Origin of the sequence: Streptomyces sp. NPDC001843, from assembly GCF_042891955.1 — a bacterium.
In the GTDB taxonomy this organism is placed as follows: Bacteria; Actinomycetota; Actinomycetes; order Streptomycetales; family Streptomycetaceae; genus Streptomyces.
In genome coordinates this window covers 197,518-220,812 of sequence record NZ_JBIATQ010000009.1, presented here as the reverse complement: position 1 = coordinate 220,812, position 23,295 = coordinate 197,518, and the positions used below count along the sequence as shown (strand labels likewise).

The window sequence follows — 23,295 nt, the reverse complement described above, 5'->3', positions numbered from 1 at the left end:
CCGTGCATGAGCGGGGAAAGCGGCACCGGCCCGCACGCGTGCGTCGCGTACGGGCCGGTGTGGTCCGGGTGAGCGGTGCGTCAGCCCACCCGTCGCGCCCCCGGTGCCGGTACCGCCTCGAAGACGCGGGGGGCCGTGAAGCCCGCCGTGGCGAAGGCGTCCTCTACGGACTTGGTGATGGTGTCGACGTCGGCGGCCTCCGCGAGGACGATCGCCGAGCCGCCGAAGCCGCCGCCGGTCATCCGGGCGCCCAGGGCGCCGTGGGCGAGCGCGGTGTCGACGACCAGGTCCAGCTCGGGGCAGGAGATGCGGAAGTCGTCCCGCAGGGAGGCGTGGCCCTCGGTCAGCACCGGGCCGATCGCCCGGGTCTCGCCCGCCTGGAGCAGGGAGACGACCCGCTCGACCCGCTGGTCCTCGGTGACGACGTGGCGTACCAGACGGCGCACCTCCTCCTCGTCGCCGAGGCGGGCGAGGGCCTGGTCGAGTTCGTCGTAGGGGATGTCGCGCAGGGCGTCCACGCCGAGCAGTGCGGCGCCCTTCTCACAGCCAGCGCGCCGCTTGCCGTACTCGCCGCCGCTGTGGGCGTGCTTGACCTGGGTGTCGACGACCAGCAGCCGCATTCCCTCGGCCGCGAGGTCGAAGGGGATCTGCTGCTGGGACAGGTCACGGGTGTCGAGGAAGAGGGCGTGGCCCTCCTCGCAGCACGCGGACGCGGTCTGGTCCATGATGCCGGTGGGGGCGCCGACGTAGACGTTCTCGGCACGCTGGCACAGGCGGGCGAGCTGCCAGCGCTGCAGGCCGAGCTCGTACAGGTCGTTCAGGGCGAGCGCGACGACGACCTCCAGGGCCGCCGAGGACGACAGGCCCGCGCCGGTCGGGACGGTCGAGGACAGGTGGATGTCGGCGCCGGTGACCGGGTGGCCGGCCTCGCGCAGCGCCCAGACCACGCCCGCCGGGTACGCCGTCCACTCGCGGTCGCTCTCGGGGGCGAGGGCGTCCAGGGAGAGTTCCGCGACACCTCCCTCGATGTCCGCGGAGTGGAGGCGGAGCACGCCGTCGGCGCGGCGCGACACCGCGGCCGTCGCCTCGTGCGGCAGTGCGAACGGCATGACGAAGCCGTCGTTGTAGTCGGTGTGCTCGCCGATCAGGTTGACGCGGCCGGGCGCCGACCAGACGCCCTCCGGCTCGGCTCCGTACAGTGCGGCGAAGTCCTCGCGGACCTGCTGTGCCCCCACTACTGCTCCCTTGCGATGTGCTGGGCGAACTCCCACGCGTCCGCGACGATACCCGCGAGGTCGGTGCGGGAGGGCTGCCAGCCCAGGCGCTCGCGGGCGGCCTGGGCGGACGCGACCAGGACCGCCGGGTCGCCGCCGCGGCGCGGGGCCACGACCTCCGGGATGGGGTGGCCGGTGACCTTGCGGACGGTCTCGATGACCTCGCGGACGGAGAAGCCCTCACCGTTGCCGAGGTTGCAGATCAGGTGCTCGCCGGGGGTCGCGGCCTTGACGGCCAGCAGGTGGGCCTCGGCGAGGTCCGCGACGTGGATGTAGTCGCGGACGCAGGTGCCGTCCGGGGTCGGGTAGTCGTCGCCGAAGACGGAGATGGACTCGCGGCGGCCCTGGGCGACCTGGAGGACCAGCGGGATCAGGTGGGACTCGGGGTCGTGGCGCTCGCCCTGCGCGCCGTAGGCGCCGGCCACGTTGAAGTAGCGCAGCGAGACCGCGCCGAGCCCGTGGGCCGCGGCCTCGCCGGTGATCATGTGGTCGACGGCGAGCTTGGAGGCACCGTAGGGGTTGGTGGGCTTGGTCGGGGCGGTCTCGACGATCGGGACCTGCTCCGGCTCGCCGTAGGTGGCGGCCGTGGAGGAGAAGACGAGCCGGCGCACGCCCGCCTCACGCATGGCGCCGAGCAGGGCCATGGTGCCGCCGACGTTGTTGTCCCAGTACTTCTCGGGCTTCACGACCGACTCGCCGACCTGGGAGGACGCGGCGAAGTGCAGGACGCCGTCGTAGGAGGGGTCGAGCCACTTGCCCGCGTCGCGGATGTCGCCCTCGACGAAGGCGGCCCCGGCGGGCACGCCCTCGCGGAAGCCGGTGGAGAGGTTGTCCAGGACGGTGACCTCGTGGCCGGCTTCCAGCAGGTGCTGGGCGACCACGCTGCCGACGTAACCCGCGCCGCCCGTCACCAGGTACTTCCCGCTCATCAACTCGCTACCTCTCGCAGTCGCTGGGCCGCGCGCTCCGGCGGCACGTCGTTGATGAACACGCTCATGCCGGACTCGGAACCCGCGAGGAACTTGAGCTTGCCGGAGGTGCGGCGGATGGTGAAGAGCTCGAGGTGGAGCGCGAAGTCGTCCCGCGTCACGCCCTCGAAGTCCTCCAGCTGGCCGAACGGCGCCTGGTGCCAGGCGGCGATGTACGGCGTGGGAGGTTCACCGTCGCCGAAGATCCGGTCGAAGCGCCTCAAGAGTTCCAGATAAACCTTGGGGAACTCTGAGCGTGCCGCCTCGTCCAGCGCGAGCAGATCGGGGACACGGCGCCTGGGGTACAGGTGGACCTCGTAGGGCCAGTGCGCGGCGTACGGCACGAAGGCGACCCAGTGTTCACCCTCAAGGACGACCCGCTCATCGGCGAGTTCGCTCTCCAGGACGGTGTCGAAGAGGTTCTCCCCGCCGGTGGCGTCCTTGTGGGCCGCCAGCGAGCGCAGCATCAGTGCGGTGCGGGGGGTGGTGAAGGGGTACGCGTAGATCTGTCCGTGCGGATGCCCCAGCGTCACGCCGATCTCGGCCCCGCGGTTCTCGAAGCAGAAGACCTGCTCGACCGAGGAGAGGTGCGACAGCTCGGAGGTCCGGTCGGTCCAGGCGTCCAGCACCAGCCGCGCCTGTTCCTCGGTGAGGTCGGCGAAGGAGGCGTTGTGGTCGGAGGTGAAGCAGACGACCTCGCAGCGGCCCGAGTCGCCGGCCAGCGAGGGGAAACGATTCTCGAAGACGACGACGTCGTACGACGAGTCCGGGATCTCGCTCAGGCGGTCCCCCTGCGACGGGCACAGGGGGCACTCGTCGGCCGGCGGGTGGTAGGTGCGGCCCTGCCGGTGCGAGGCGATGGCCACCGCATCGCCGAGCAGCGGGTCGTGGCGTACCTCCGAAGTGGTGACCGTGCGCTCGAGCGGGCGCCGGTCCACCGCGTCGCGTACCGCGTCGTCCTTCAGGTCGTAGTAGATGAGCTCACGCCCGTCGGCCAACCGGGTCGAGGTCTTCTTCACCGCGACTCTCCATCCGTACACCCAGCAAGGCACCAAACAGAACCGAACACATCAAAGCACAAACCCCCACGCACGTCACCATCACAACCAAACAAAGAACACCAAGCAAGGTGAGCGCCGCATGCGAACCCCCACAATCCTGGCCGCCGAGCTCCGGCTCCCGACCAACTGGCTCGACTACACGATCCTCGCGATCTACTTCGTCGTCGTCCTGGGCATCGGTTTCGCCGCCCGCCGGTCGGTGAAGACCAGTCTCGACTTCTTCCTGTCCGGACGTTCCCTGCCCGCCTGGATCACCGGTCTCGCCTTCATCTCGGCCAACCTGGCGGCCACCGAGATCCTGGGCATGGCGGCCAACAGCGCACAGTACGGCGCGTACACCGTCCACTGGTACTGGGTCGGCGCCATCCCGGCCATGGTCTTCCTCGGCCTGGTCATGATGCCCTTCTACTACGGCAGCAAGGTCCGCTCGGTGCCCGAGTTCCTGCTGCTGCGCTTCGACAAGGGCGCCCACCTGCTCAGTTCCATCCTGTTCGCGTTCGCGGCCATCCTGATCTCCGGGGTGAACCTGTACGCCCTCGCGATCGTCGTCGAGGCGCTGCTGGGCTGGCCGCAGTGGGTGGCCATCGTGGTCGCCGGCGCCTTCGTGCTGGCATACATCACCCTCGGCGGTCTGTCCTCCGCGATCTACAACGAGGTGCTCCAGTTCTTCGTCATCCTGGCGGCCCTCATCCCGATCACGGTCCTCGGGCTGAAGCGGGTGGGCGGCTGGGGCGGTCTGACCGACAAGCTCACCGCGCGGCACGGCGCGAACTTCACCACCGCCTGGGGCGGCACCGGCATCGGCCACGCCAACCCGCTCGGCGCGAACTGGCTGACCATCGTCCTCGGCCTCGGCTTCGTGCTGTCCTTCGGCTACTGGACGACGAACTTCGCCGAGGTGCAGCGCGCCCTGTCCGCGAAGAACCTCTCCGCCTCCCAGCGCACCCCGCTGATCGCGGCGTACCCGAAGATCTTCATCGTCTTCCTGGTGATGATCCCGGGCCTGGTCGCGGCGGCGCTGGTACCGAAGATCGGCACGTCCGCCTCGGGCCTGCAGTACAACGACGCCATCCCGTACCTGATGTCGCGGCTGCTGCCCAACGGTGTGCTCGGCATCGCCGTCACCGGTCTGCTCGCCGCCTTCATGGCGGGCATGGCGGCCAACGTGTCGTCCTTCAACACGGTGTTCACCAACGACATCTGGGGGAGGTACGTGGTCCGGGGCCGTGAGGACGGGTACTACGTGCGGTTCGGACGGCTGATCACGGCGATCGGCGTGGTGGCGTCCATCGGCACGGCGTTCCTCGCGTCGTCCTTCTCCAACATCATGGCCTACCTGCAGACGCTGTTCTCCTTCTTCAACGTGCCGATGTTCGTCGCCTTCATCGTCGGCATGTTCTGGAAGCGCGCGTCCGCGAAGTCCGGGTTCTGGGGGCTGCTCGCCGGGACGGTGACCGCGATGGTCAACTACTTCGTCTTCTACAAGAAGGGCATCATCGGCATCCCCACCGACCAGGGCGCGAACTTCGTCTCCGCCATCGCGGGGTTCGTCGCCGGTGCGGTGGTCATGGTCGCGGTGTCGCTGTTCACGCGGCCGAAGCCGGAGCACGAGCTGCAGGGTCTGGTGTACGGCACCCGCTCGCCCGGCATGGCCGAACCACCCGCCCCCGGGGACGAGGCCTGGTACCGCCGGCCCGCGCTGCTGGGCTGGGGCGCGGTGATCCTGGCCGCCGCCTGCTACGTCCCGTTCTCGTTCTCGCTCTGACCGCGGGAGGATGGAAAGACCATGTCCGAGTCCGAACACTCCTGGTACTCCGAGGAAGACGTCCAGCGGGAAGTCACCGAGCTGGAGCAGAAGTCGGCCACGGCCGCGCGGATCTTCGACCTGCGGCGGATCATCGGCGGCCTGTTCGTCGTGTACGGGATCATCGTCACGATCGCCGGGATCACCGACTCCGACGCGGAGATCGCCAGGGCGCAGGGCATCAACATCAACCTGTGGACCGGCATCGGGATGCTGCTGCTGGGGTTGTTCTTCCTGGCGTGGCTGAAGCTGCGGCCCACGCCGCCTCCTGTGGAACTTCCGCCGGAGGCCGGTGACGCCGAGGGCGAGTGAGAGGTACCGCGGAACGATGCGGGCCGTACCGGGGGCTGCCGCCCCCGGACCCCCGCGTCGGCCTGAACGGCCTCGTCCTCAAACTCCCCCAGAGGGGGCACCCCCAGACGGGCTGAGTAATGCTGACCGGCGCTCAAAGCTCCGGCCCGGCCGACGCCCGGTCCAACAACCCCGTGCGCGCGGCCAGCGCTGCCGCCTCCAGGCGGGAGCCGACGCCCAGTTTCATCAGGACCCGCTGGACGTGGGTCCGGGCCGTCGACGGGGCGATGCCCATGCCTGCCGCGATCAGGCGGGTGTCCTCGCCGTCGGCGACGCGGACCAGGACCTCCACCTCACGCGGGGTGAGCATCTGCAGGAGGCGCTGGCCCTCGTCGTCGGGCTGGGCGGCGGGGTTGAGGAGTTCACTGAACGCGCCCTGCAGGAGCTGGGGGGCGACCGCGGCCTCCCCGGCCCTGGCCTTCATGATCGCCCGCTCCACGCCCTCGATGCGCTCGTCGTGCCGGACGTAGCCGGAGGCGCCCGCCGCGAAGGCCGCCGCGATCCCCCGGGGCGAGGGGACCGGGCCGAGCACGAGGACCGCGACCTGCGGGCGCTCCCGCTTGATCTTCACCACGGGGTCGAAGATCCCCGGCTCCGCGGGCGCCGCCGTGCCCAGCAGGCACACCTCCGGCGCCCGGCTGATCACCAGGTCCGCCGCGCCCGCGGCCGGTGCCGCCGCGGCGAGTACCCGGTGTCCGCGCAGCTTGAGCGCCGAGGCCAGTGCCTCCGCGAGCAGTCGGTGGTCGTCGACCACCATGAGCCGCACTCCCATAGAGCAACCCCCAGTCCCCCCCATGGATGCCTCACTATGGATGCCCACGGTCCACATGGACAGAGGGCCCCCCGGCACCCCGCCCCTCATGCCCCCGGAAGCTACACGCTTGTTCGACGTCGCGCTGCCCCTACTGGTGAGAAGTGCCCCGGAACGCTGAAATTCCTGCTATTCCGCGCATTCACCGGGTCTGATGGGTGATCAGTTTCCGGTGCCGAAGGCGACGACCAGGTACTCGTCGCCGTTCGTGGAGTCCGGCTTGTGCGCGTAGACCGCCGACATGTACAGACGGCCCCGGGAGAAGAGGATCTCCGCGGAGTCCGGCCCCATGCGGGTCTCCGCTTCGTGCCCCGGCCCGGTGGCGGGGTTCTCCAGCAGCTTGGTCTCCTTGAAGGAGCCGCCGGCGATGCTGACGACCTGCCCGCCCTTGTCGTAGGGCGGACGCTTGTACGCGATCAGGTTGCCGCCGTCCATGCGCACCGGGTGGATCGTGTAGCCGTCGCCGGCGTCGGCGCGCTGGCCGGTCTGCTTGCCGGTGGCCAGGTCGAAGGCGACGATCTCGTTGGTCCTGCTGAACTTGTCGCTGCCTTCCTTCTCCTCGGTCGGCACGTACAGCCTGTCGTTGCCGACGACGATCCCCTGGCAGAACTCGACGCGGGTGATGCCGTCGCAGTGGCCGCCGTAGGAGTCGCTCGGCGCGGCGATCCGGGTGCGCAGCTTCCCGGTCCGGTTGTCGATGGAGAAGTAGTCCGAGACGCCGCTGCCGTCGCCCGCGCTGTCGCCGACGTCGGCCGCGACCACCAGCGGGTCGGTGGAGACGACGGAGGCGTACTCGATGCCCTCGGACATCTTGTACTCGGAGATCACCTTCCCGGACGTCGGGTCGATGGTCTGGATGTGCAGCTGACGGCTGTCTCTGTCGCTGCACTTGCGCACCGCCACCAGCTTCTCGCCGCCGCCGTACCCGGCGTCGTAGCAGCTGTCGCTCGGCTTCGGCTGCCACAGCACCTTGCCGGAGGTGATGTCGAAGGCGGCGCCGCCGCTGGTGCTGCCGACGGCGACGGTGCTCTGCGCGACCGTCACGTTGTCGAGACCGATCGCGCGGTCTCCGGAGTCGACCGACTTCGTCCAGAGCCTCTTGCCCGCGTTCAGGTCGATCGCCGCGACCTGGCTGCAGCCCTCGGAGGATCCCTTCTTCGGCATCTTCGGCTGGAACGTGACCGCCGTCAGGCCGTCGGACGTGACGTGGTTCGCGGCCGCGCAGACCGGGCCGGGCAGTGCGACCGTCCACAGCTCGCTGCCGTCGCCGGGGTCGTAGCCGGTGATCCGGGCGACGCCGCTCTTGGCGTACACCTTGTCGGTGATCCAGGAGCCGCTGGTGACGACCGTGTCGTTCGCCTTGGGCAGCGGGACCTTGAAGAGGACGTCGGAGGCGGTGTCGGCGGGCACCTTCTCCTTGCCGCCCGAGGACGTGCCGCCGGTGCCGCCCTTGCCGCCGCCGCTGGAGCCGGCGGTGTCCTGCTTGCCGTCGCCACGGCCGGACTTCGCGTACCAGACCCCACCGCCGATGATCAGGGCGATCGCGACCAGCGCCGAGACGACGATCACCAGGGAGGTGTTCGTCTTCCGCCCGCCACCGCCGGGCTGCCCGGGCTGCGGCTGCATCGGCATGGTCGGCTGTCCCGGGTAGCCGTAGCCGGGCTGACCGTACGCGGTCGGCTGCTGGGCGTACGGGTTCGGCTGCCGGCCGGGGTAGCCGTAGCCGGACTGCTGGGGCGGAGCCTGGGGCGGCTGCGGCGCGTGAGGGTAGCCGTAGCCGGGCTGCTGGGGCGGGGGCTGTGGTGGCTGCGGCGGGCCGAAGCCGCCCTGCTGCGGGGGCTGGTTCGGCGGCGGGGGCGGCGGCTGGGTCATGGCTGGTGTACCTCGGAAGGAAGCCCGGGAGCGGGGAAGCGGGGAGGGAGGTGGGCTGCGGCGGGGGCCGGTCTCACTGGCCGAAGGCGAGCATCAGCTTCTCCTTGGCGTCGTCGTTGCCGGACAGCCGGGTGGAAGAGATGTAGAAGCGCCCGTCGGCCCAGTCCACGGCTCCGTCGTAGAAGCCGTCCTCGATCTCCGCGGTGCCGCTGGGGTTCTGCAGCAGCTTCGTGGTCCTGTGGCTCGAGCCGCCGGTCGGGATGGACACGACCTGGCCGCCCGTGTCGTAGGAGGGGTGCACGTACGCGACGAGCTTGCCGCCCTCCACCTCGACCGGGGTCATCGACTCGTCCGTCGGGGACTTCACGCGCCACTTCGCCTTGCCGTTCGCCAGGCTGATCGCGACGATCTCGTTGGCGCCACCGCTCGTGTCGGTCGGCAGGTACAGCGTGTCGGCGTCGGCCGCGACGCCCTGGCAGCCCTGGAGGTCGCGCTCCAGCACGGCCCAGCCGCACTGCGGGGCGAACTTCTCGTCGACCTTGACCTCGGAGCGGAACCTGCCGTCGGCGGTGAAGGTGGAGATGTTCCACACCTTCTTGTCCTCGTTGGTCAGGTAGACCACGAGCGGGTCGACGGAGTAGGTCCGCGCGACCGTCCAGCCCTTCTTGACCTTCTGGGTCCACCTGACCTTGCCGGTGGCCGGGTCCAGCGACTGGATCTCGTCGTGCTCGTTGCTTCCGCCGGCGCCGCAGGAGGCGACGGAGACCAGTCGGCCGGTGCCGCCGGCGAACGCGGTCGGGAAGCAGTCGGTGCCGTACCTCTTCTTGTCGTACAGCTTCTTGCCGCTGCCGAGGTCGTACGCCGTACCCGACTGCGAGCGGCCCACCATCAGGACCTTGCCGCTGATGGTCAGGCCCACGTCGAGCGCGCTGTCGAAGAGTTCGCCGTCGGCGACCGTGCCGCTCCAGCCCTTCTTCCCCGTGTTCAGGTCGATCTGCTGGAGCCGGTTGCACTTGGCGCGGTCGCTGGTGCCGCTCATGTACGCCACGACGATCTTGTCGTCGGCCGACTTCTGCGGGGTGACGGCGCAGATCTTCTGCGGGAACGTGAGGGGAGCCCAGGTGGGGTTGCCGTCACCGACGTCGTAGGCGAAGACCTGCTTGTAGGCGGCCTTCACCGCCGTCCTGCCGGTGATCCACATCCCGGGTGCCTCGGCGCCGGAACCGGGCGCGTCCGGTGCCGTCTTGTACCAGAGCACCTTGGCCTCGCCGGGCTTCCGGTCCGCGTTGAGGTCCTGCGGGCCGGCCTTGCCGTCGCCGCTGCCGTCACCGGGATTGACCGGGGTGCCGGCGGCTGTGGGCTCGCCGGCGTCGCTCTTTCGCGCGACCGGCTTCTTCCCGCCGCCGTCGTCACCGCCGGCGACCGCGTACACGGTGCCGCCGACGACCAGCAGCGCAGCCACCGCCGCACCGATGACCAGGGCGGGCTTCCCCCTGAAGGGACCGCGCGGACCGCCGGGCGGCGGTGTGCCGGGGGCGCCGGGGTACTGCGGCTGCTGCGGGTATCCGTACCCGGGCTGCTGGGCGTACTGCGGTCCGTACGGCTGCCCGTACGGCCCCGGTTGCGGCGGCTGGCCGTACGGGCCGGGCGTGCCGGGCGTGCCGGGCGTGCCGGGCGCCCCGGCGTAGGGGCCGGGCTGGGCGTGGGGGCCGGGCTGGGCGTAGGGGCCGGGCTGCTGCGGGTAGCCGTATCCCGGCTGAGGCTGGGGCGGCCCGGCGGGCGGGGTCTGCGGTGGGCCGAAACCGCCCTGCTGCGGCGGATGTTCGGGCGGCTGGGTCATCAGCGCGTCTCCCCCTCGTTCACTGATTTTTAGCCACGCCCCAAGGTTCCTTCACGGCCCCAAGGTCGTACTCAGACTGTTGTCGGACCGCTCTTTCTACCACTCGGGTCGGACAACGCAGCGGGCCGGACCAACCCCTGTTCCCAAGGGAGGACCGGCCCGTGATGCCGCCGTTACGCGCCTTCACCGCATCTGCGCGCGGCGCGCGCCCCGCCTACGCGTCCTCGGCGAGTTCCAGCCAACGCAACTCCAGTTCCTCGCGCTCACCGGTCAATTCGCGGAGCTGAGCGTCGAGTTCGGCGACCTTGGCGAAGTCCGTGGCGTTGTCCGCGATTTGGGCGTGCAGCTTGGACTCCTTCTCGGAGACGCGGTCCAACTGCCGCTCGATCTTCTGCAGTTCCTTCTTGGCGGCCCGCTGGTCGGCGGCGCTCTTCTCGGGGACGGCCGGCTTGGCGGCCGAGGCGGCGGAGGAGGCGACCGCCTCCTCCATCCGCTGCCGTCGCTCCAGGTACTCGTCGATGCCGCGCGGCAGCATCCGCAGGGTGCCGTCGCCGAGGAGGGCGTACACGCGGTCGGTGGTGCGCTCGACGAAGAACCGGTCGTGGGAGATGACGATCATCGAGCCGGGCCAGCCGTCGAGGACGTCCTCGAGCTGGGTGAGGGTCTCGATGTCGAGGTCGTTGGTGGGCTCGTCGAGGAAGAGGACGTTGGGCTCGTCCATCAGCAGCCGCAGCAGCTGCAGCCGGCGCCGCTCACCACCCGACAGGTCGCCGACCGGCGTCCACTGCTTCTCCTTGCCGAAGCCGAACGTCTCGCAGAGCTGGCCGGCGGTCATCTCCCGCCCCTTGCCGAGGTCGACGCGCTCGCGCACCCGCTGCACGGCCTCCAGGACCCGCCAGTCGGGGTCCAGCTCGGCGACCTCCTGGGAGAGGTAGGCGAGCTTCACGGTCTTCCCGACGGCGATGCGCCCGCCGGCGGGCTGTGCCTCGCCCTCCGTGCGTGCCGCCTCGGCCATGGCCCGCAGCAGGGAGGTCTTCCCGGCGCCGTTGACGCCGACCAGGCCGATGCGGTCACCCGGGCCGAGCTGCCAGGTGACGTGCTTCAGCAGCACCTTGGGGCCGGCCTGGACGGTGATGTCCTCGAGCTCGAACACGGTCTTCCCGAGCCGGGAGGAGGCGAACTTCATCAGCTCGCTGCTGTCCCGGGGCGGCGGCACGTCCTTGATCAGCTCGTTGGCGGCCTCCACGCGGAAGCGCGGCTTGGAGGTGCGTGCGGGCGCCCCGCGCCGCAGCCAGGCCAGCTCCTTGCGGACCAGGTTCTGCCGCTTGGTCTCCTCGGTGGCCGCGATGCGCTCGCGTTCGGCACGGGCGAAGACGTAGTCGGAGTAGCCGCCCTCGTACTCGTAGACGGTCCCCCTCTGCACGTCCCACATGCGCGTGCACACCTGGTCGAGGAACCACCGGTCGTGGGTGACGCACACCAGCGCCGAGCGCCGCTCCCGCAGGTGCCGGGCCAGCCAGGCGATGCCCTCGACGTCGAGGTGGTTCGTCGGCTCGTCCAGGACGAGCAGGTCCTGCTCCTCGATGAGCAGCTTGGCCAGCGCGATCCGTCGCCGCTCGCCACCGGACAGGGGCCCGATGACGGTGTCGAGCCCCTTGGGGAAGCCCGGCAGGTCGAGCCCGCCGAACAGCCCCGTCAGTACGTCCCTGACCTTGGCGTTGCCCGCCCACTCGTGGTCGGCCATGTCGCCGATGACCTCGTGCCGCACGGTGGCCTCGGGGTCGAGGGAGTCGTGCTGGGTGAGCACCCCGAGCCGCAGCCCGCCGGAGTGCGTGACCCGGCCGGTGTCGGCCTCCTCCACCTTGGCCAGCATCCGGATGAGGGTGGTCTTGCCGTCGCCGTTGCGGCCGACGACCCCGATCCGGTCCCCTTCGGACACGCCGAGCGAGACACCGTCCAGCAGCGCACGCGTGCCGTACACCTTGCTGACGTTCTCGACATTGACCAGGTTGACGGCCATTTCACTCCTGCGGGCGGGACTGTATCGATGTGCGGCTCCGCCGCGTGGGTCAGCCTTCTAGCGTAGGGCCTGTGGGGTGGGGGGCGGCGCGTGAGCAGTCGATCACTCTTTGTGGTGACTTGATCGGGATACGGCCGCTACGGTGGGAAGGCAGGCTGCACGATCCCGCCATGGGAGGAACCATGACTGCCGAGCCGATCTCCGAGGCCGCCGCGCCCGATGCCGAGCCGACCTCGCCGTGGCCTGTGCCTCCAGCGGACGGCTGGAGCGTGGACGACTTGTTCACATTGCCCGACCTCCCGCCGCACACCCAGTTGATCGACGGGAGCCTGGTCTTCGTGAGCCCGCAGCGTCGTTTCCATGCCAATGTCATCGACCTGCTGGTCCAAGGACTGCGTCAGAACCTGCCGCCCGAGTTCAAGGTCAGCCGAGAGATGACCGTAGTGCTCGACAAACGCAACGGTCCCGAGCCCGACGTCAGTGTGATCCGGGCGGATGCGGTGATCGGGCCCGGCCAGACCAGCTATGAGGCCAGGGACGTGTTCCTGGCCATCGAGGTTGTATCCCCCGACTCCGAATCCCGTGACCGCACCACCAAGCCGCACAAGTACGCCCGCGCCGGGATCGAGAACTTCTGGCGGGTCGAGGAGAACGGACAGACCGGCAGGCCTGTGATCCACGTCTACGAACTCGACCCGGTCACCAGGGCGTACGTGCACGTCGGCATGCATCGCGACCGAATCGAAGTCGCCAAGCCCTACCCCATCGACATCGACCTGACCGCCATCGACGCCCTCTGAGCCGCTCAAACCACCGTCGCCCCCGGTGCGGGCCCCGCCGCAACCCGCACCGTCCGGCACGTCCCCGACGCACGCAGCGCCTCGGCCACCGCCGCCGCCGACTCCGCATCGCGCACCAGGAACGCCGTCGTCGGCCCCGACCCTGACACCAGCGCTGCCAGGGCCCCCGCCGCCCGCCCCGCGCTCAGCGTGTCGGCCAGCTCCGGGAACAGGGAGAGCGCGGCAGGCTGAAGGTCGTTCGACACCGCCCCCGCCAGCGCCTCCGCATCCCCCTTCGCCAGCGCCTCCACCAGCTCCGCCGAGGCCACCGGCTCCGGAATCTCCCGCCCCTCGGCCAGCCGGTCGAACTCGCGGAAGACCGCCGGGGTGGACAGCCCCCGCCCGGCCATCGCGAACACCCAGTGGAAGGTCCCGCCGACCTCCAGCGCGGTCAGCCGCTCGCCGCGCCCGACCCCGAGCGCCGCGCCCCCCACCAGACTGAACGGCACGTCGCTGCCCAACTCGGCGCAGATCTCCAGCAGCTCGGCCCGCGAAGCCCCCGTTCCCCACAGCGCGTCGCAGGCGACCAGCGCACCCGCGCCGTCCGCGCTGCCGCCCGCCATGCCCCCGGCGACCGGGATGTCCTTGGCGATGTGGATGTGCACGGCGGGCTCGATGCCCCGGCGCTCCGCGAGGCTGAGGGCGGCGCGCGCGGCGAGGTTCGTACGGTCCAGGGGGACCTGCTCGGCGTCCGGCCCCTCGCAGGTGACGCACAGTTCACCGGCCGGGGTGACCGTGACCTCGTCGTACAGGCCGACGGCGAGGAAGACGTTGGCCAGGTCGTGGTAGCCGTCGGGGCGGGCGGCGCCCACCGCGAGCTGGACGTTGACCTTGGCGGGGACGCGTACCGTGACGCTCACAGCTGACCGGGCTCCTTCTTCTCCGCGATGCGCGCGAACTCCTCGACCGTCAGGGACTCCCCGCGCGCCTGCGGCGAGATCCCGGCCGCGACCAGGGCCGCCTCGGCGGCCGCCGCCGATCCGGCCCACCCGGCGAGCGCGGCCCGCAGGGTCTTGCGGCGCTGTGCGAACGCCGCGTCGACCACCGCGAAGACCTCCCTCTTCGACGCCGTGGTCTTGACCGGCTCGGCCCGGCGCACGAGCGAGACCAGCCCGCTGTCGACGTTGGGCGCGGGCCAGAAGACGTTGCGCCCGATGGCGCCGGCCCGCTTGACCTCGGCGTACCAGTTGGCCTTGACGGACGGGACGCCGTACACCTTCGAGCCGGGCGCGGCGGCGAGCCGGTCGGCGACCTCGGACTGCACCATCACCAGGGTGCGTTCGATGCCGGGGAAGGTGTCGAGCATGTGCAGCAGCACCGGCACCGCCACGTTGTACGGCAGGTTCGCCACCAGCGCGGTCGGGGCGGGCCCCGGCAGTTCGGTCACGTGCATGGCGTCGGAGTGGACCAGCGCGAACCGGTCGGCGCGCCCCGGCATGCGGGCGGCGATCGTGGCGGGCAGTGCGGCGGCGAGGACGTCGTCGATCTCGACGGCCGTGACGCGGTCGGCGACCTCCAGCAGGGCGAGGGTGAGGGAGCCGAGCCCCGGGCCGACCTCCACCACCACGTCGTCCGGGCGGACCTCGGCGGTGCGCACGATCCGGCGGACCGTGTTCGCGTCGATCACGAAGTTCTGGCCGCGCTGCTTGGTGGGGCGCACACCGAGGGCGGCCGCCAGTTCACGGATGTCGGCGGGGCCCAGCAGGGCGTCGGGGGTGGGGCTGTTCACCCGACAAGGGTACGGGGCGGCGGCAGGCGCTCCCGCGGCCCTGCTCCTCACCCGTGCAACCGGCCCCCGCAGTGCGGCCAGGGAGCGGCCCCTTTCCGGACGTACAGCTTCTTCGCCCGGTACGTCTGTTCCTCCGCCGGGGCGTCCTGGGGGCGGCCGAGGCCGCCGAGGCTGTGCCAGGTGCGGGTGTCGAACTGGTAGAGGCCGCCGTACGTCCCGGAGGAGTCCACCGCGTCGGGCCGGCCTCCGGACTCGCAGACCGCGAGCCCCTTCCAGTCGAGGTGGCCGGTGCCCCGCACGGACGGGGGGTGCGGTTTGGTGCCCACCTTCACCAGTTGTGGCCGGGGGTCGCGCACCACCTCGGACTTCTCGCGGCGCGGCTCCTGCCTGACCCCGTTGACGATCCGCTGGTGGTAGGTGACCCGTCTGAGCCCCGGCTGCCCGGCCTGTTCGACGACGACCGTGCCCCGCAGCAGCGAGGGGTCGTCTCTCCGCCGCACCTCGAAGGGGATGGCCTCCTCGCGGACCTCCTTGGCGCCGGTGATCCGCAGCACGGTCACCGTCTGCCCGTCGCGCGGGAAGCTGCCGGGCGGCACGGAGGTGGTGTCCTGGCCGTGGAGGGTGATCCCGGCCTGGGTCACCGCCTCCCGTACGGTCGCCGCGTTGGTGCGGATGGTCCGGGCGCGGCCGTCCGCCATGATGGTGACCGCGCGTTCGGTGCGCACGTCGAGCGCGAGGCCGGCGCGTCCGATGCGCCGGGAGCGCGACGTCGACAGGTAGGCGCCCTCGGCGCGCACTCCCATCTGCTCCAGCGCCTCCTGGACCGTGTGTGCCGTCGTCCACACCTCCTGGCGCTGCCCGTCGAGCGTGAGCCGCAGGGGGCGCCCGTAGTGCACCGCGACCTCGTCGCCGCTGGCCAGGGGGACGCCGGGGGCGGGTACCACGACGTCGTGCGCGCCGACCGGTACGTCCTCCTCGGCGAGCAGTTCGGTCACGTCGTCGGCGAAGGTGTGCAGCGTGCGGGGTCTGCCGTCGACGTTCAGCTCGACGGCCTTGTCCTTGGCGACGAAAGCGGTGGTGCCGCCGGCGAGGACCGCGACGACCAGTGCCTGCGGCAGCAGCCGGCGCACGGCCGTCTCTGGCCGTTCGGGCCGACGGGCCCTGCGCCTGCGCCCGGCCCGCCCGTCGGCCGCCGCGGCCACCGCGTCCGCCGCGGTCACCGCGGCCGCGGCGGGCGCTTCGGGCGCCGGGACCGCCGTCGCGGGCCGGCTCGCCGTCCGCCGCGGCGGCGCGGGCTCGGTGACGAGGCACGCCTGCGCCTCGTACGCGGGCCGGTAGGTGTCCTCGTACACGCCGTACGCCACGGTCTCCGCACGCTGCACGGAGGCGCCATGACCGTACGGCTGGTACGGCTGGTACGACTCGTACGGCTCGTGGGTCTCGTACGGCTCGTACTGCGGCTTGCTCACGCCGACACGCTCCAGAGGGCCAGAGGGGTCCGGATCGGGCCCCCAGAACCTAGCGGAGCGGACGTCACTCTCCAAAGCGACGCGACTACGGACCGTCGCCGTCCGAACGTACGATCAGTAACCGAAGGCGCGGGCCGTGTTCGCGGCCAGCGCCGTGGCGAGGGTGTCCTCGTCGATGCCGCGCACGGCGGCCATGGCACGGACCGTGACGGGGACGAGGTACGGGGCGTTCGGGCGCCCCCGGTAGGGCGCCGGCGTCAGGAAGGGCGCGTCGGTCTCCACGAGGATCAGTTCGAGCGGGGCGACGGCGAGGGCGTCGCGCAGGTTCTGGGCGTTCTTGAAGGTGACGTTGCCGGCGAAGGACATGTAGTAGCCCTCGCGGGCGCAGATCTCGGCCATCTCGGCGTCACCGGAGTAGCAGTGGAAGACGGTGCGCTCGGGTGCGCCCTCCTCCTTCAGCACGCGCAGGACGTCGGCGTGGGCGTCGCGGTCGTGGATGACGAGTGCTTTGCCCCGGCGCTTGGCGATCTCCATGTGCGCCCGGAAGGACCGCTCCTGCGCCGCCTTGCCCTCCGGGCCGGTGCGGAAGTAGTCGAGTCCCGTCTCGCCGACCCCCTTCACCTGCGGCAGTCCGGCCAGCCGGTCGATCTCGGCGAGCGCCTCGTCCAGCGCGGCGTCCCCGCCGGGCTCGCGGGCGCCCTGCCGCGACCAGCCGTCAGGATCCCCGTGGACGATGCGCGGGGCCTCGTTCGGGTGCAGGGCGACCGTCGCGTGCACGCTGTCGTACGTCGCCGCGGTCTCGGCGGCCCACTGCGAGCCCTTGATGTCGCAGCCGACCTGGACGACGGTCGTCACGCCCACCGCCGCGGCCTTCTCGAGGCCCTCCTCGACCGAGCCGGACTGCATGTCGAGGTGGGTGTGGGAGTCGGCGACCGGCATCCGGAGGGGCTCCGGGAGGGGCGGTGCCGCGTTCTTCTCGGCCGCGGCGGAGGTGTTCGAAGGCATGCCCCGATCCTACGAAAGGGGCATGCCCGGCCCGTCGGCAACCGACGACAACGCCGGTGGGGGCACCGCCCGCTCGAGCGAAGCCGAGAGCGGGGAGGGCGTGCCAGGCCCCGTGTCCGCGGCATGATCCGCCGGACAGGCCCTGGCGGTCAGCTCGCCTTGCGCTGGAACGGGTGGAGAAGGTCGGACAGGTGCCAGTGGTGGTGTTCCCCGTCGGCCCGGTCCGCCGGTGCCTCCTCAGGGGCCTTCGGCGCCTCCACGGGACCGGCCTGCGGTGCGCGGGACCGCGCGACGGCGTCGCGTACCGCCGAGACCTGGCCGGCTCGCATGATCCGCACCACGTGTCCGTCGCAGTTCCGGCACGCGGGCCGGCTCAGCGGGGACGGCACGACCTGACCACCGCACACGTACATGACGAACTCGTGTCCGTCCGCGTCCGTGTGGTGCTCTATCTCGTACGACTGTTCCCAGCCGTGCCCGCACCGCATGCAGGCGAAGGAATACGACTCGTGAACGACTGCCGCCGCGGTACCGCGCGGGCCGGTCTGCCCAGCGATCTCACTCATGCCAGCTCTCCTCCCCTTGGGGGCGAGGGACAGGTGCGTCCCTGCTGACCAGTGGACTCTCCCGCCGACGTGAATGCAGCAGGCCTGTCGAGTGTTGGAGGCGATTTGGGCGTTCCTTGCCGTACCGGCCCCGGCGGCGGGGTCTGCGCTTTGCCTTCGGCGGCCCTGCTTTGCCCCGCCATGGGGCGCACGCTCATGGGTGAAGAGGCCTGCTCAGAGGGGGTGTGAGCCCCTTCACACCTTCTTTCGCACCCCCTGCTTCCTCACAACCCCCCGGCGTTCTTGGCCGCCACGACTGCGTCGAACACCTCACGCTTGGGGATCCCCGCCTCCACGGCCACCGCCGCGATCGCCTCCTTGCGGCGCTCCCCCGCCTCCTCCCGGACCTTGACCCGGCGCACCAGTTCCGCGGCGTCCAGTTCCTCGGGACCGCGCTCGGCGGCGCCCTCGACGACGACGGTGATCTCGCCGCGCACGCCCTCGGCGGCCCAGGCCGCCAGTTCGGCGAGCGGGCCGCGCCGCACCTCCTCGTACGTCTTGGTCAGCTCCCGGCAGACGGCGGCCCGCCGCTCACCGCCGAAGACCTCGGCCATGGCGGCGAGGGTGTCGTCGAGCCGGTGCGGCGCCTCGAAGTACACGAGCGTGCGACGCTCCTCGGTGACCTCCCGCAGCCGGGTCAGCCGCTCCCCCGCCTTCCTCGGCAGGAAGCCCTCGAAGCAGAACCGGTCGACGGGCAGCCCGGACAGCGCCAGCGCGGTGAGCACGGCGGACGGCCCGGGGACGGCGGTGACCCGGACGTCCCGCTCGACGGCCGCGGCGACCAGCCGGTACCCGGGGTCGGACACCGACGGCATCCCGGCGTCCGTCACCAGCAGCACGCGCGCGCCGTTCACGAGCTCCTCGACCAGCTCCGGTGTCCGGGCGGACTCGTTGCCCTCGAAGTACGACACCACCCGCCCCTTGGGCGTCACCCCGAGGGCCTGCGTGAGCCGGCGCAGCCGGCGCGTGTCCTCGGCGGCCACGACATCGGCGCCGGCCAGTTCCTCGGCGAGCCGGGGCGGCGCGTCCGCGATGTCGCCGATGGGGGTGCCCGCCAAAACAAGGGTTCCAGTCACGCCGTCATCCTCTCAGGGGCCGGCGGGAGGCCTCCGGGAAGGCCCGCGGGACCGGACGCAGTGCGACCGGTACCCCCCATGCACGGGACTCACACAGAACGGTTCCCTACGATGGCGCGGTGACCAGTACCGCGTCCTCCACCGACATCCGGCAGGGCCGGGCCCCGCAAGACCAGCGGCCTGGGTGGCAGCAGCGGCTGCGCCGATTCGGCTACACGGCGGGGCCGAGAGGCGACCTCCGCGACCGCCTGGTGCCGCCGTACGCCGAGCCCAGCTCCCGTCTGTGGGCGTCCCTGGGCGTGCCGCCGACCCTCGCCGAGCGGGTCAACCGCTGGTCGGGCTGGGGCGGTCCGCTGCTGGTGACGCTGATGGCGGGCCTGCTGCGGTTCTGGGACCTGGGCAGCCCGAAGAAGGTGATATTCGACGAGACGTACTACGCCAAGGACGCCTGGGCGCTCGTCCACCGCGGCTTCGAGGTCAACTGGAACAAGAACGCCAACGACCTGATCGTCCAGACGAACGGCCACATCGCCGTCCCGACGGACGCCTCGTACGTCGTGCACCCGCCGGTCGGCAAGTACGTCATCGGGCTCGGCGAGCTGGTCTTCGGCTTCGACCCGTTCGGCTGGCGCTTCATGACGGCGCTGCTCGGCACCCTGTCGGTGCTCCTGCTGTGCCGCATCGGCCGCCGCATGTTCCGCTCCACGTTCCTCGGCTGTCTCGCCGGTGCGCTGATGGCGGTGGACGGCCTGCACTTCGTCATGAGCCGGACCTCGCTGCTCGACGGCGTGCTGATGTTCTTCGTGCTGGCCGCCTTCGGCTGTCTGGTCGTCGACCGCGACCGGGCCCGGGAGCGGCTCGCCGCCGCGCTGCCCGTGGACGCCGACGGCCGCCTGCGCCCGGACGCCCAGGTCGCCGACACCCTCCGCCTGGGGTGGCGCCCCTGGCGCTGGGGGGCCGGTGTGCTGCTGGGCCTCGCCATCGGCACCAAGTGGAACGGCCTGTACATCCTGGCCGCGTTCTGTCTGATGGCCGTGCTGTGGGACGTCGGCGCCCGCAGGGTGGCCGGTGCCCGGCACCCCTACCTGGCCGTCCTCAAGTACGACACCGGCCTGGCCTTCCTGTCCATGGTCCCGGTGGCGATCGCGGTGTACCTGCTGTCCTGGCTCGGCTGGATCCTCTCCCCCACCGACGGCTCCGGCGGCTACTTCCGCAACTGGGCGGCCACCGACGGCAGGGGCGGTCACTGGACGTTCCTGCCGGACTGGGTGCGCAGCCTGTGGCACTACGAGCACGAGGTGTACAAGTTCCACGTCGGCCTGTCGACCCCGCACACGTACCAGTCCAACCCGTGGAGCTGGCTCGTCCTGGGCCGCCCGGTCTCGTACTTCTACGAGTCCCCCTCCCCCGGTGTCGACGGCTGCCCGGCCGACGCGGGCCAGAAGTGTGCCCGCGAGGTCCTCGCCATCGGCACGCCCCTGCTGTGGTGGACGGCCTGCCTCGCGATCCTCTACATCCTGTGGCGCTGGGCCTTCCGCCGTGACTGGCGGGCGGGCGCCATCGCCTGCGGCATCGCGGCCGGCTACCTCCCCTGGTTCATGTACCAGCAGCGCACGATCTTCCTCTTCTACGCCGTCGTCTTCGTCCCGTTCCTCTGCCTGGCGGTGGCGATGCTGATCGGCGCGCTCGTCGGCCGCCCGGGCTCCACCGACACCCGCCGCCTGATCGGCGCGTCGGGGGCGGGCGTGCTGGTGCTGCTGATCGCGTGGAACTTCATCTACTTCTGGCCCCTGTACACGGGCACCGCGATCCCGATCGACGACTGGCGGTCGCGGATGTGGATCGACACGTGGGTCTAGCCGGGCGGGGCGGCCCTCTGGACCGCCCCTTCCGGTGTCGGGTCAGGATGCTCCCGCGACCCGGCCGAAGAGCCGGCCGGCGAGGTCGACGCCGGTGATCGCGCCGGCGGCGTCGCGGGAGAAGTAGCCGCGCTGCCCCTTGAGACCGCCTTCCGTGACGATGTACTCGTCGCCGTCGCCGGGAAGGATGCCGATGCCCGCGGCCGGGTAGTCCGGGGGCATCTCCTCGTCCGACGCCGCGCGGATCTCCGGCTTGATCCCGACCGCCAGGGTGAGACGGGTGCCGTCGGAGTCGATGTCGAGGTTCATGGCGTCGATCTCGTAGCGGCCGGCGAACTGCTTGGCCTGCCCCTCGTCGTACGGGAGCGGCTCCACCGTCTTCTCGACGATGCCGAGGTAGTGCTCCAGTGCCCAGCGCACGACGGACTGGTTGAAGGGGTAGCCGTCCGGGCCGACGTTGGCCAGGGAGACCACCGCGAAGTTGCGCTCGGGCACGATGAGCAGCTCGGCGAACTGGCCGTTGCCCGAACCGCCGTGGCCGATGCCCTGGGCGCCGTCCAGGTCGTGCAGGAACCAGCAGATGCCGAAGCCGTCGCCGAGTGTGCTGGCGCGCAGCCCGACCGTCTGCTCCCGCATACGGTGCAGCTCCGCGGCCGGCAGCACGCGCTCGCCGTCGCCGAGTTGGAACCGTGCCCAGCGCAGCAGGTCGCTCACCGAGGAGGCGAGGCCGCCGCCGGGGTTGTCGCCGCGCGCGCCCTCCCGGAACGCCGCCCAGGGGCGGGCGGGGCGCAGTTCGCCGTCGTCGCCGCGGTTGTGGCCCACGGCGAACTTGCGGAGCATCACCTCCGTCAGCCCGTACACCGTGTCCTCGAGGCCCACCGGTTCCAGGAGGAGCGAGGCCATGGCCTGCTCGAAGGGCAGGCCCGTGACCTTCTCGACGATCCGCCCGGCCAGGTTGTATCCGGCCTGGCTGTAGGAGGCGCGGGTCCCGGGCGGTGCGATCAGCGGCAGCTGGGGCAGTTTCGCCACGAGTCCGGCCAGGGAGCGGTCGCCCTCGCCGTCGTCGATCAGGTTCCAGTCCAGGCCCGCGGTGTGGTTGAGCAGATTGAGGACGGTGATCCGCGCCGCGGCCTGCTCGTCGGCGAGTTCCAGCTCGGGCACGTAGCTCCGCACCGGCGCGTGCAGGTCCACCTTTCCCTCGGCGACCAGGCGCATCAGCGCGGTCGCCGTGAAGGTCTTGGACACCGACGCCAGATGGAACAGCGTCCTCTCGTCGACCGGCAGCGGGTTGCTCAGGCTCGTCACGCCGTGCGAGGCGTAGAGCTCCTGGCCGTCCACGAGCACCCCGACGGCGACGCCGGGAACGCCGAGCTCCACGGCCTGTGTCCTGACGAACTCCGACAGCTTGTCCTGCGACATGGTTTCCCCCTCCAGCACTTGAACTAAGTACGAGAAGGAGCGTAGGGCACCGCTCGAACTAAGTGCAAGAGCCGACCAGAACTAAGTTCAAGTAGGGTGTGGGCCATGCCACGAGACAACCTGACCGCAGACCGGATCGTCCGTGCCGCCATCGAGCTGCTCGACGAAGAGGGGCTGGACGGGCTCAACATGCGGAGCCTGGCGAAACGGCTCGGCTCGGCCGCCACGGCCGTCTACTGGCACATCAAGACCAAGGACGAGCTGGTCCGACTCGCCGGCGACGCGATCTGGCACGAGGTCGAACTGCCCGATCTCGACGCCACCGACTGGCGCACGGCCGCCACCGCCCACGCCACCGGTGTGCACGCGATGCTCACCCGGCACCCCTGGCTCGTCCAGGCGTTCGGCAGCAACTTCCTGTACGGAACAGGCCAGGCCCGGCACAACGACCTCAGCCTCGCCATCTACGAGAAGGCGGGCTTCAGCGCGGCCCGCGCGGACCAGGCGGCCGCCACCGTGCTGACCTTCGTGCTCGGCAGCGCCCTCGGCCCCGCCGCGCAGGTCTCGCTGAACCGCCGGCTGAGCAGGAACGGCGCGGACGCCGAACAGCAGATGGCCGACGCCATGACGCGCGCCACCGAGACAGCCATGCAGTTCCCTCGCCTGCGTGAACGCCTCGGCACCACCGCCGCCACGGAGTACGCCGCGGCGCCCGACGACACCTTCGCGTTCGGCCTCCAGTCCCTCCTGGACGGTTTCGAGGCCCGCCTCACCGCCGACCGCGCGGGCCGGAGCGAGTGACCCCTCGGGGACGGCACCCGGCCGGCACTCAGTCGGCCTGCGGGTACCAGCGCAGTTCCACCGTGTTGCGGTCCGGGTCCTGCACGTAGAGGGAGAGCGCGGTGCCACGGGCGCCGAAGCGTTCGCCGGGGCCGTCCAGGACCGTGAAGACGCCGGAGTCGACGACCTGCTGCCAGTCGAGCGGCTCGACCACCAGGCAGATGTGGTCGACGTTGGAGCCCTGCGGCCGGTCGGCGGGCGCCTCGACGAGGTCGATGATCGTGGTGGGGCTCACCCGCACGGACGGGAAGGGCACCTTGCCGGCCCGCCACTCCTCCACCCGCACCGGTTCCAGGCCCAGGGGGCCGGTGTAGAAGGCGAGCGAGCGCTCGATGTCGGCGACGTTCAGGACGAGATGGTCGAAGGCGATCACACGCATGGGGGTCTCCCGCGGATTCGGGGCGCCGGGGGCGCCGGTGCCGGTTGCCGGTGGTTCGAGCATCGCCGAGCAGG

Annotated in this window: 20 protein-coding genes; 5 read left to right on the top strand and 15 right to left on the bottom strand. The window is 71.2% G+C overall.

Annotated elements, in window-relative coordinates; translation table 11 throughout:
• Positions 1 to 80 precede the first annotated feature (80 nt).
• From galK to galT, 3 genes are read right to left on the bottom strand one after another with little or no spacing between them, the layout of a single operon-like run.
• A complete protein-coding gene (gene galK / locus ACFYZQ_RS23575) occupies positions 81 to 1,235 on the bottom strand; it encodes a galactokinase (RefSeq protein ID WP_389150964.1) in 1,155 nt (384 codons plus the stop codon).
• Complete coding sequence (gene galE / locus ACFYZQ_RS23570) at positions 1,235 to 2,203, bottom strand: UDP-glucose 4-epimerase GalE (RefSeq protein WP_389150961.1); 969 nt, start codon at positions 2,201 to 2,203, stop codon at positions 1,235 to 1,237. The genes galK and galE overlap by 1 nt, the downstream gene beginning before the upstream one ends.
• The gene (galT, locus tag ACFYZQ_RS23565) at positions 2,203 to 3,261 is read right to left on the bottom strand and encodes a galactose-1-phosphate uridylyltransferase (protein WP_389150958.1); all 1,059 of its coding nucleotides are present in this window, start codon (positions 3,259 to 3,261) and stop codon (positions 2,203 to 2,205) included. The genes galE and galT overlap by 1 nt, the downstream gene beginning before the upstream one ends.
• Positions 3,262 to 3,382: 121 nt before the next feature.
• Between galT and ACFYZQ_RS23560 the strand changes: the two genes are divergently transcribed.
• Positions 3,383 to 5,068: a sodium:solute symporter family protein gene (locus tag ACFYZQ_RS23560; RefSeq protein WP_389150955.1), complete on the top strand. Its 1,686-nt coding sequence runs from the start codon at positions 3,383 to 3,385 to the stop codon at positions 5,066 to 5,068.
• A gap of 21 nt (positions 5,069 to 5,089) precedes the next feature.
• Entirely contained in the window at positions 5,090 to 5,419 is a 330-nt protein-coding gene (locus ACFYZQ_RS23555) for a hypothetical protein (protein WP_389150952.1), read from the top strand.
• Between the two features lie 133 nt (positions 5,420 to 5,552).
• Here the strand turns inward: ACFYZQ_RS23555 and ACFYZQ_RS23550 are convergent, their stop codons facing one another.
• From ACFYZQ_RS23550 to ACFYZQ_RS23535, 4 genes are all read right to left on the bottom strand, one after another.
• Positions 5,553 to 6,230: a LuxR C-terminal-related transcriptional regulator gene (locus ACFYZQ_RS23550; RefSeq protein ID WP_389150949.1), complete on the bottom strand. Its 678-nt coding sequence runs from the start codon at positions 6,228 to 6,230 to the stop codon at positions 5,553 to 5,555.
• 201 nt (positions 6,231 to 6,431) lie between these two features.
• Positions 6,432 to 8,141: a PQQ-binding-like beta-propeller repeat protein gene (locus ACFYZQ_RS23545; RefSeq protein ID WP_389150946.1), complete on the bottom strand. Its 1,710-nt coding sequence runs from the start codon at positions 8,139 to 8,141 to the stop codon at positions 6,432 to 6,434.
• A gap of 73 nt (positions 8,142 to 8,214) precedes the next feature.
• A complete protein-coding gene (locus tag ACFYZQ_RS23540) occupies positions 8,215 to 9,981 on the bottom strand; it encodes a PQQ-binding-like beta-propeller repeat protein (RefSeq protein ID WP_389150943.1) in 1,767 nt (588 codons plus the stop codon).
• 214 nt (positions 9,982 to 10,195) lie between these two features.
• Positions 10,196 to 12,001: an ABC-F family ATP-binding cassette domain-containing protein gene (locus ACFYZQ_RS23535; RefSeq protein WP_389150940.1), complete on the bottom strand. Its 1,806-nt coding sequence runs from the start codon at positions 11,999 to 12,001 to the stop codon at positions 10,196 to 10,198.
• A gap of 182 nt (positions 12,002 to 12,183) precedes the next feature.
• Between ACFYZQ_RS23535 and ACFYZQ_RS23530 the strand changes: the two genes are divergently transcribed.
• On the top strand, positions 12,184 to 12,801 hold the full coding sequence (locus ACFYZQ_RS23530) for a Uma2 family endonuclease (RefSeq protein WP_389150937.1): 618 nt from the start codon (positions 12,184 to 12,186) through the stop codon (positions 12,799 to 12,801).
• Positions 12,802 to 12,806: 5 nt separating this feature from the next.
• Here ACFYZQ_RS23530 and ACFYZQ_RS23525 read toward each other — a convergent pair whose 3' ends face one another.
• The 6 genes from ACFYZQ_RS23525 to rsmI form a co-directional block, all read right to left on the bottom strand.
• Positions 12,807 to 13,700: a 4-(cytidine 5'-diphospho)-2-C-methyl-D-erythritol kinase gene (locus ACFYZQ_RS23525; protein ID WP_389150934.1), complete on the bottom strand. Its 894-nt coding sequence runs from the start codon at positions 13,698 to 13,700 to the stop codon at positions 12,807 to 12,809.
• Positions 13,697 to 14,569, bottom strand: coding sequence for a 16S rRNA (adenine(1518)-N(6)/adenine(1519)-N(6))-dimethyltransferase RsmA (gene rsmA / locus ACFYZQ_RS23520; protein WP_389150931.1), 873 nt, complete (start codon positions 14,567 to 14,569; stop codon positions 13,697 to 13,699). Before rsmA ends, ACFYZQ_RS23525 begins: the two co-directional genes overlap by 4 nt.
• A 47-nt stretch (positions 14,570 to 14,616) precedes the next feature.
• The gene (locus ACFYZQ_RS23515) at positions 14,617 to 16,038 is read right to left on the bottom strand and encodes a ubiquitin-like domain-containing protein (RefSeq protein ID WP_389150928.1); all 1,422 of its coding nucleotides are present in this window, start codon (positions 16,036 to 16,038) and stop codon (positions 14,617 to 14,619) included.
• A 114-nt stretch (positions 16,039 to 16,152) separates the two neighbouring features.
• Positions 16,153 to 17,043, bottom strand: a complete 891-nt coding sequence (locus ACFYZQ_RS23510) for a TatD family hydrolase (protein WP_389150925.1) — start codon at positions 17,041 to 17,043, stop codon at positions 16,153 to 16,155.
• A 149-nt stretch (positions 17,044 to 17,192) separates the two neighbouring features.
• Entirely contained in the window at positions 17,193 to 17,609 is a 417-nt protein-coding gene (locus ACFYZQ_RS23505; protein ID WP_389150922.1) for a hypothetical protein, read from the bottom strand.
• Between the two features lie 263 nt (positions 17,610 to 17,872).
• Positions 17,873 to 18,724 (bottom strand): 16S rRNA (cytidine(1402)-2'-O)-methyltransferase, encoded by an 852-nt coding sequence (gene rsmI / locus ACFYZQ_RS23500; protein WP_389150919.1) that lies wholly within the window; start codon positions 18,722 to 18,724, stop codon positions 17,873 to 17,875.
• Between the two features lie 119 nt (positions 18,725 to 18,843).
• On the opposite strand from rsmI, the gene ACFYZQ_RS23495 reads away from it, so the two are divergent.
• Positions 18,844 to 20,583 carry a dolichyl-phosphate-mannose--protein mannosyltransferase gene (locus ACFYZQ_RS23495; RefSeq protein WP_389150917.1) on the top strand — a complete coding sequence of 580 codons (1,740 nt, stop codon included), beginning with the start codon at positions 18,844 to 18,846 and terminating at the stop codon, positions 20,581 to 20,583.
• Between the two features lie 42 nt (positions 20,584 to 20,625).
• Here the strand turns inward: ACFYZQ_RS23495 and ACFYZQ_RS23490 are convergent, their stop codons facing one another.
• The gene (locus ACFYZQ_RS23490) at positions 20,626 to 22,002 is read right to left on the bottom strand and encodes a serine hydrolase domain-containing protein (protein ID WP_389150914.1); all 1,377 of its coding nucleotides are present in this window, start codon (positions 22,000 to 22,002) and stop codon (positions 20,626 to 20,628) included.
• Between the two features lie 105 nt (positions 22,003 to 22,107).
• Here ACFYZQ_RS23490 and ACFYZQ_RS23485 point away from each other — a divergent pair, with 105 nt between their 5' ends.
• Positions 22,108 to 22,803 carry a TetR/AcrR family transcriptional regulator C-terminal domain-containing protein gene (locus ACFYZQ_RS23485; protein ID WP_389150911.1) on the top strand — a complete coding sequence of 232 codons (696 nt, stop codon included), beginning with the start codon at positions 22,108 to 22,110 and terminating at the stop codon, positions 22,801 to 22,803.
• 28 nt (positions 22,804 to 22,831) lie between these two features.
• Here ACFYZQ_RS23485 and ACFYZQ_RS23480 read toward each other — a convergent pair whose 3' ends face one another.
• On the bottom strand, positions 22,832 to 23,221 hold the full coding sequence (locus ACFYZQ_RS23480) for a VOC family protein (protein WP_389150908.1): 390 nt from the start codon (positions 23,219 to 23,221) through the stop codon (positions 22,832 to 22,834).
• Positions 23,222 to 23,295 lie beyond the last annotated feature (74 nt).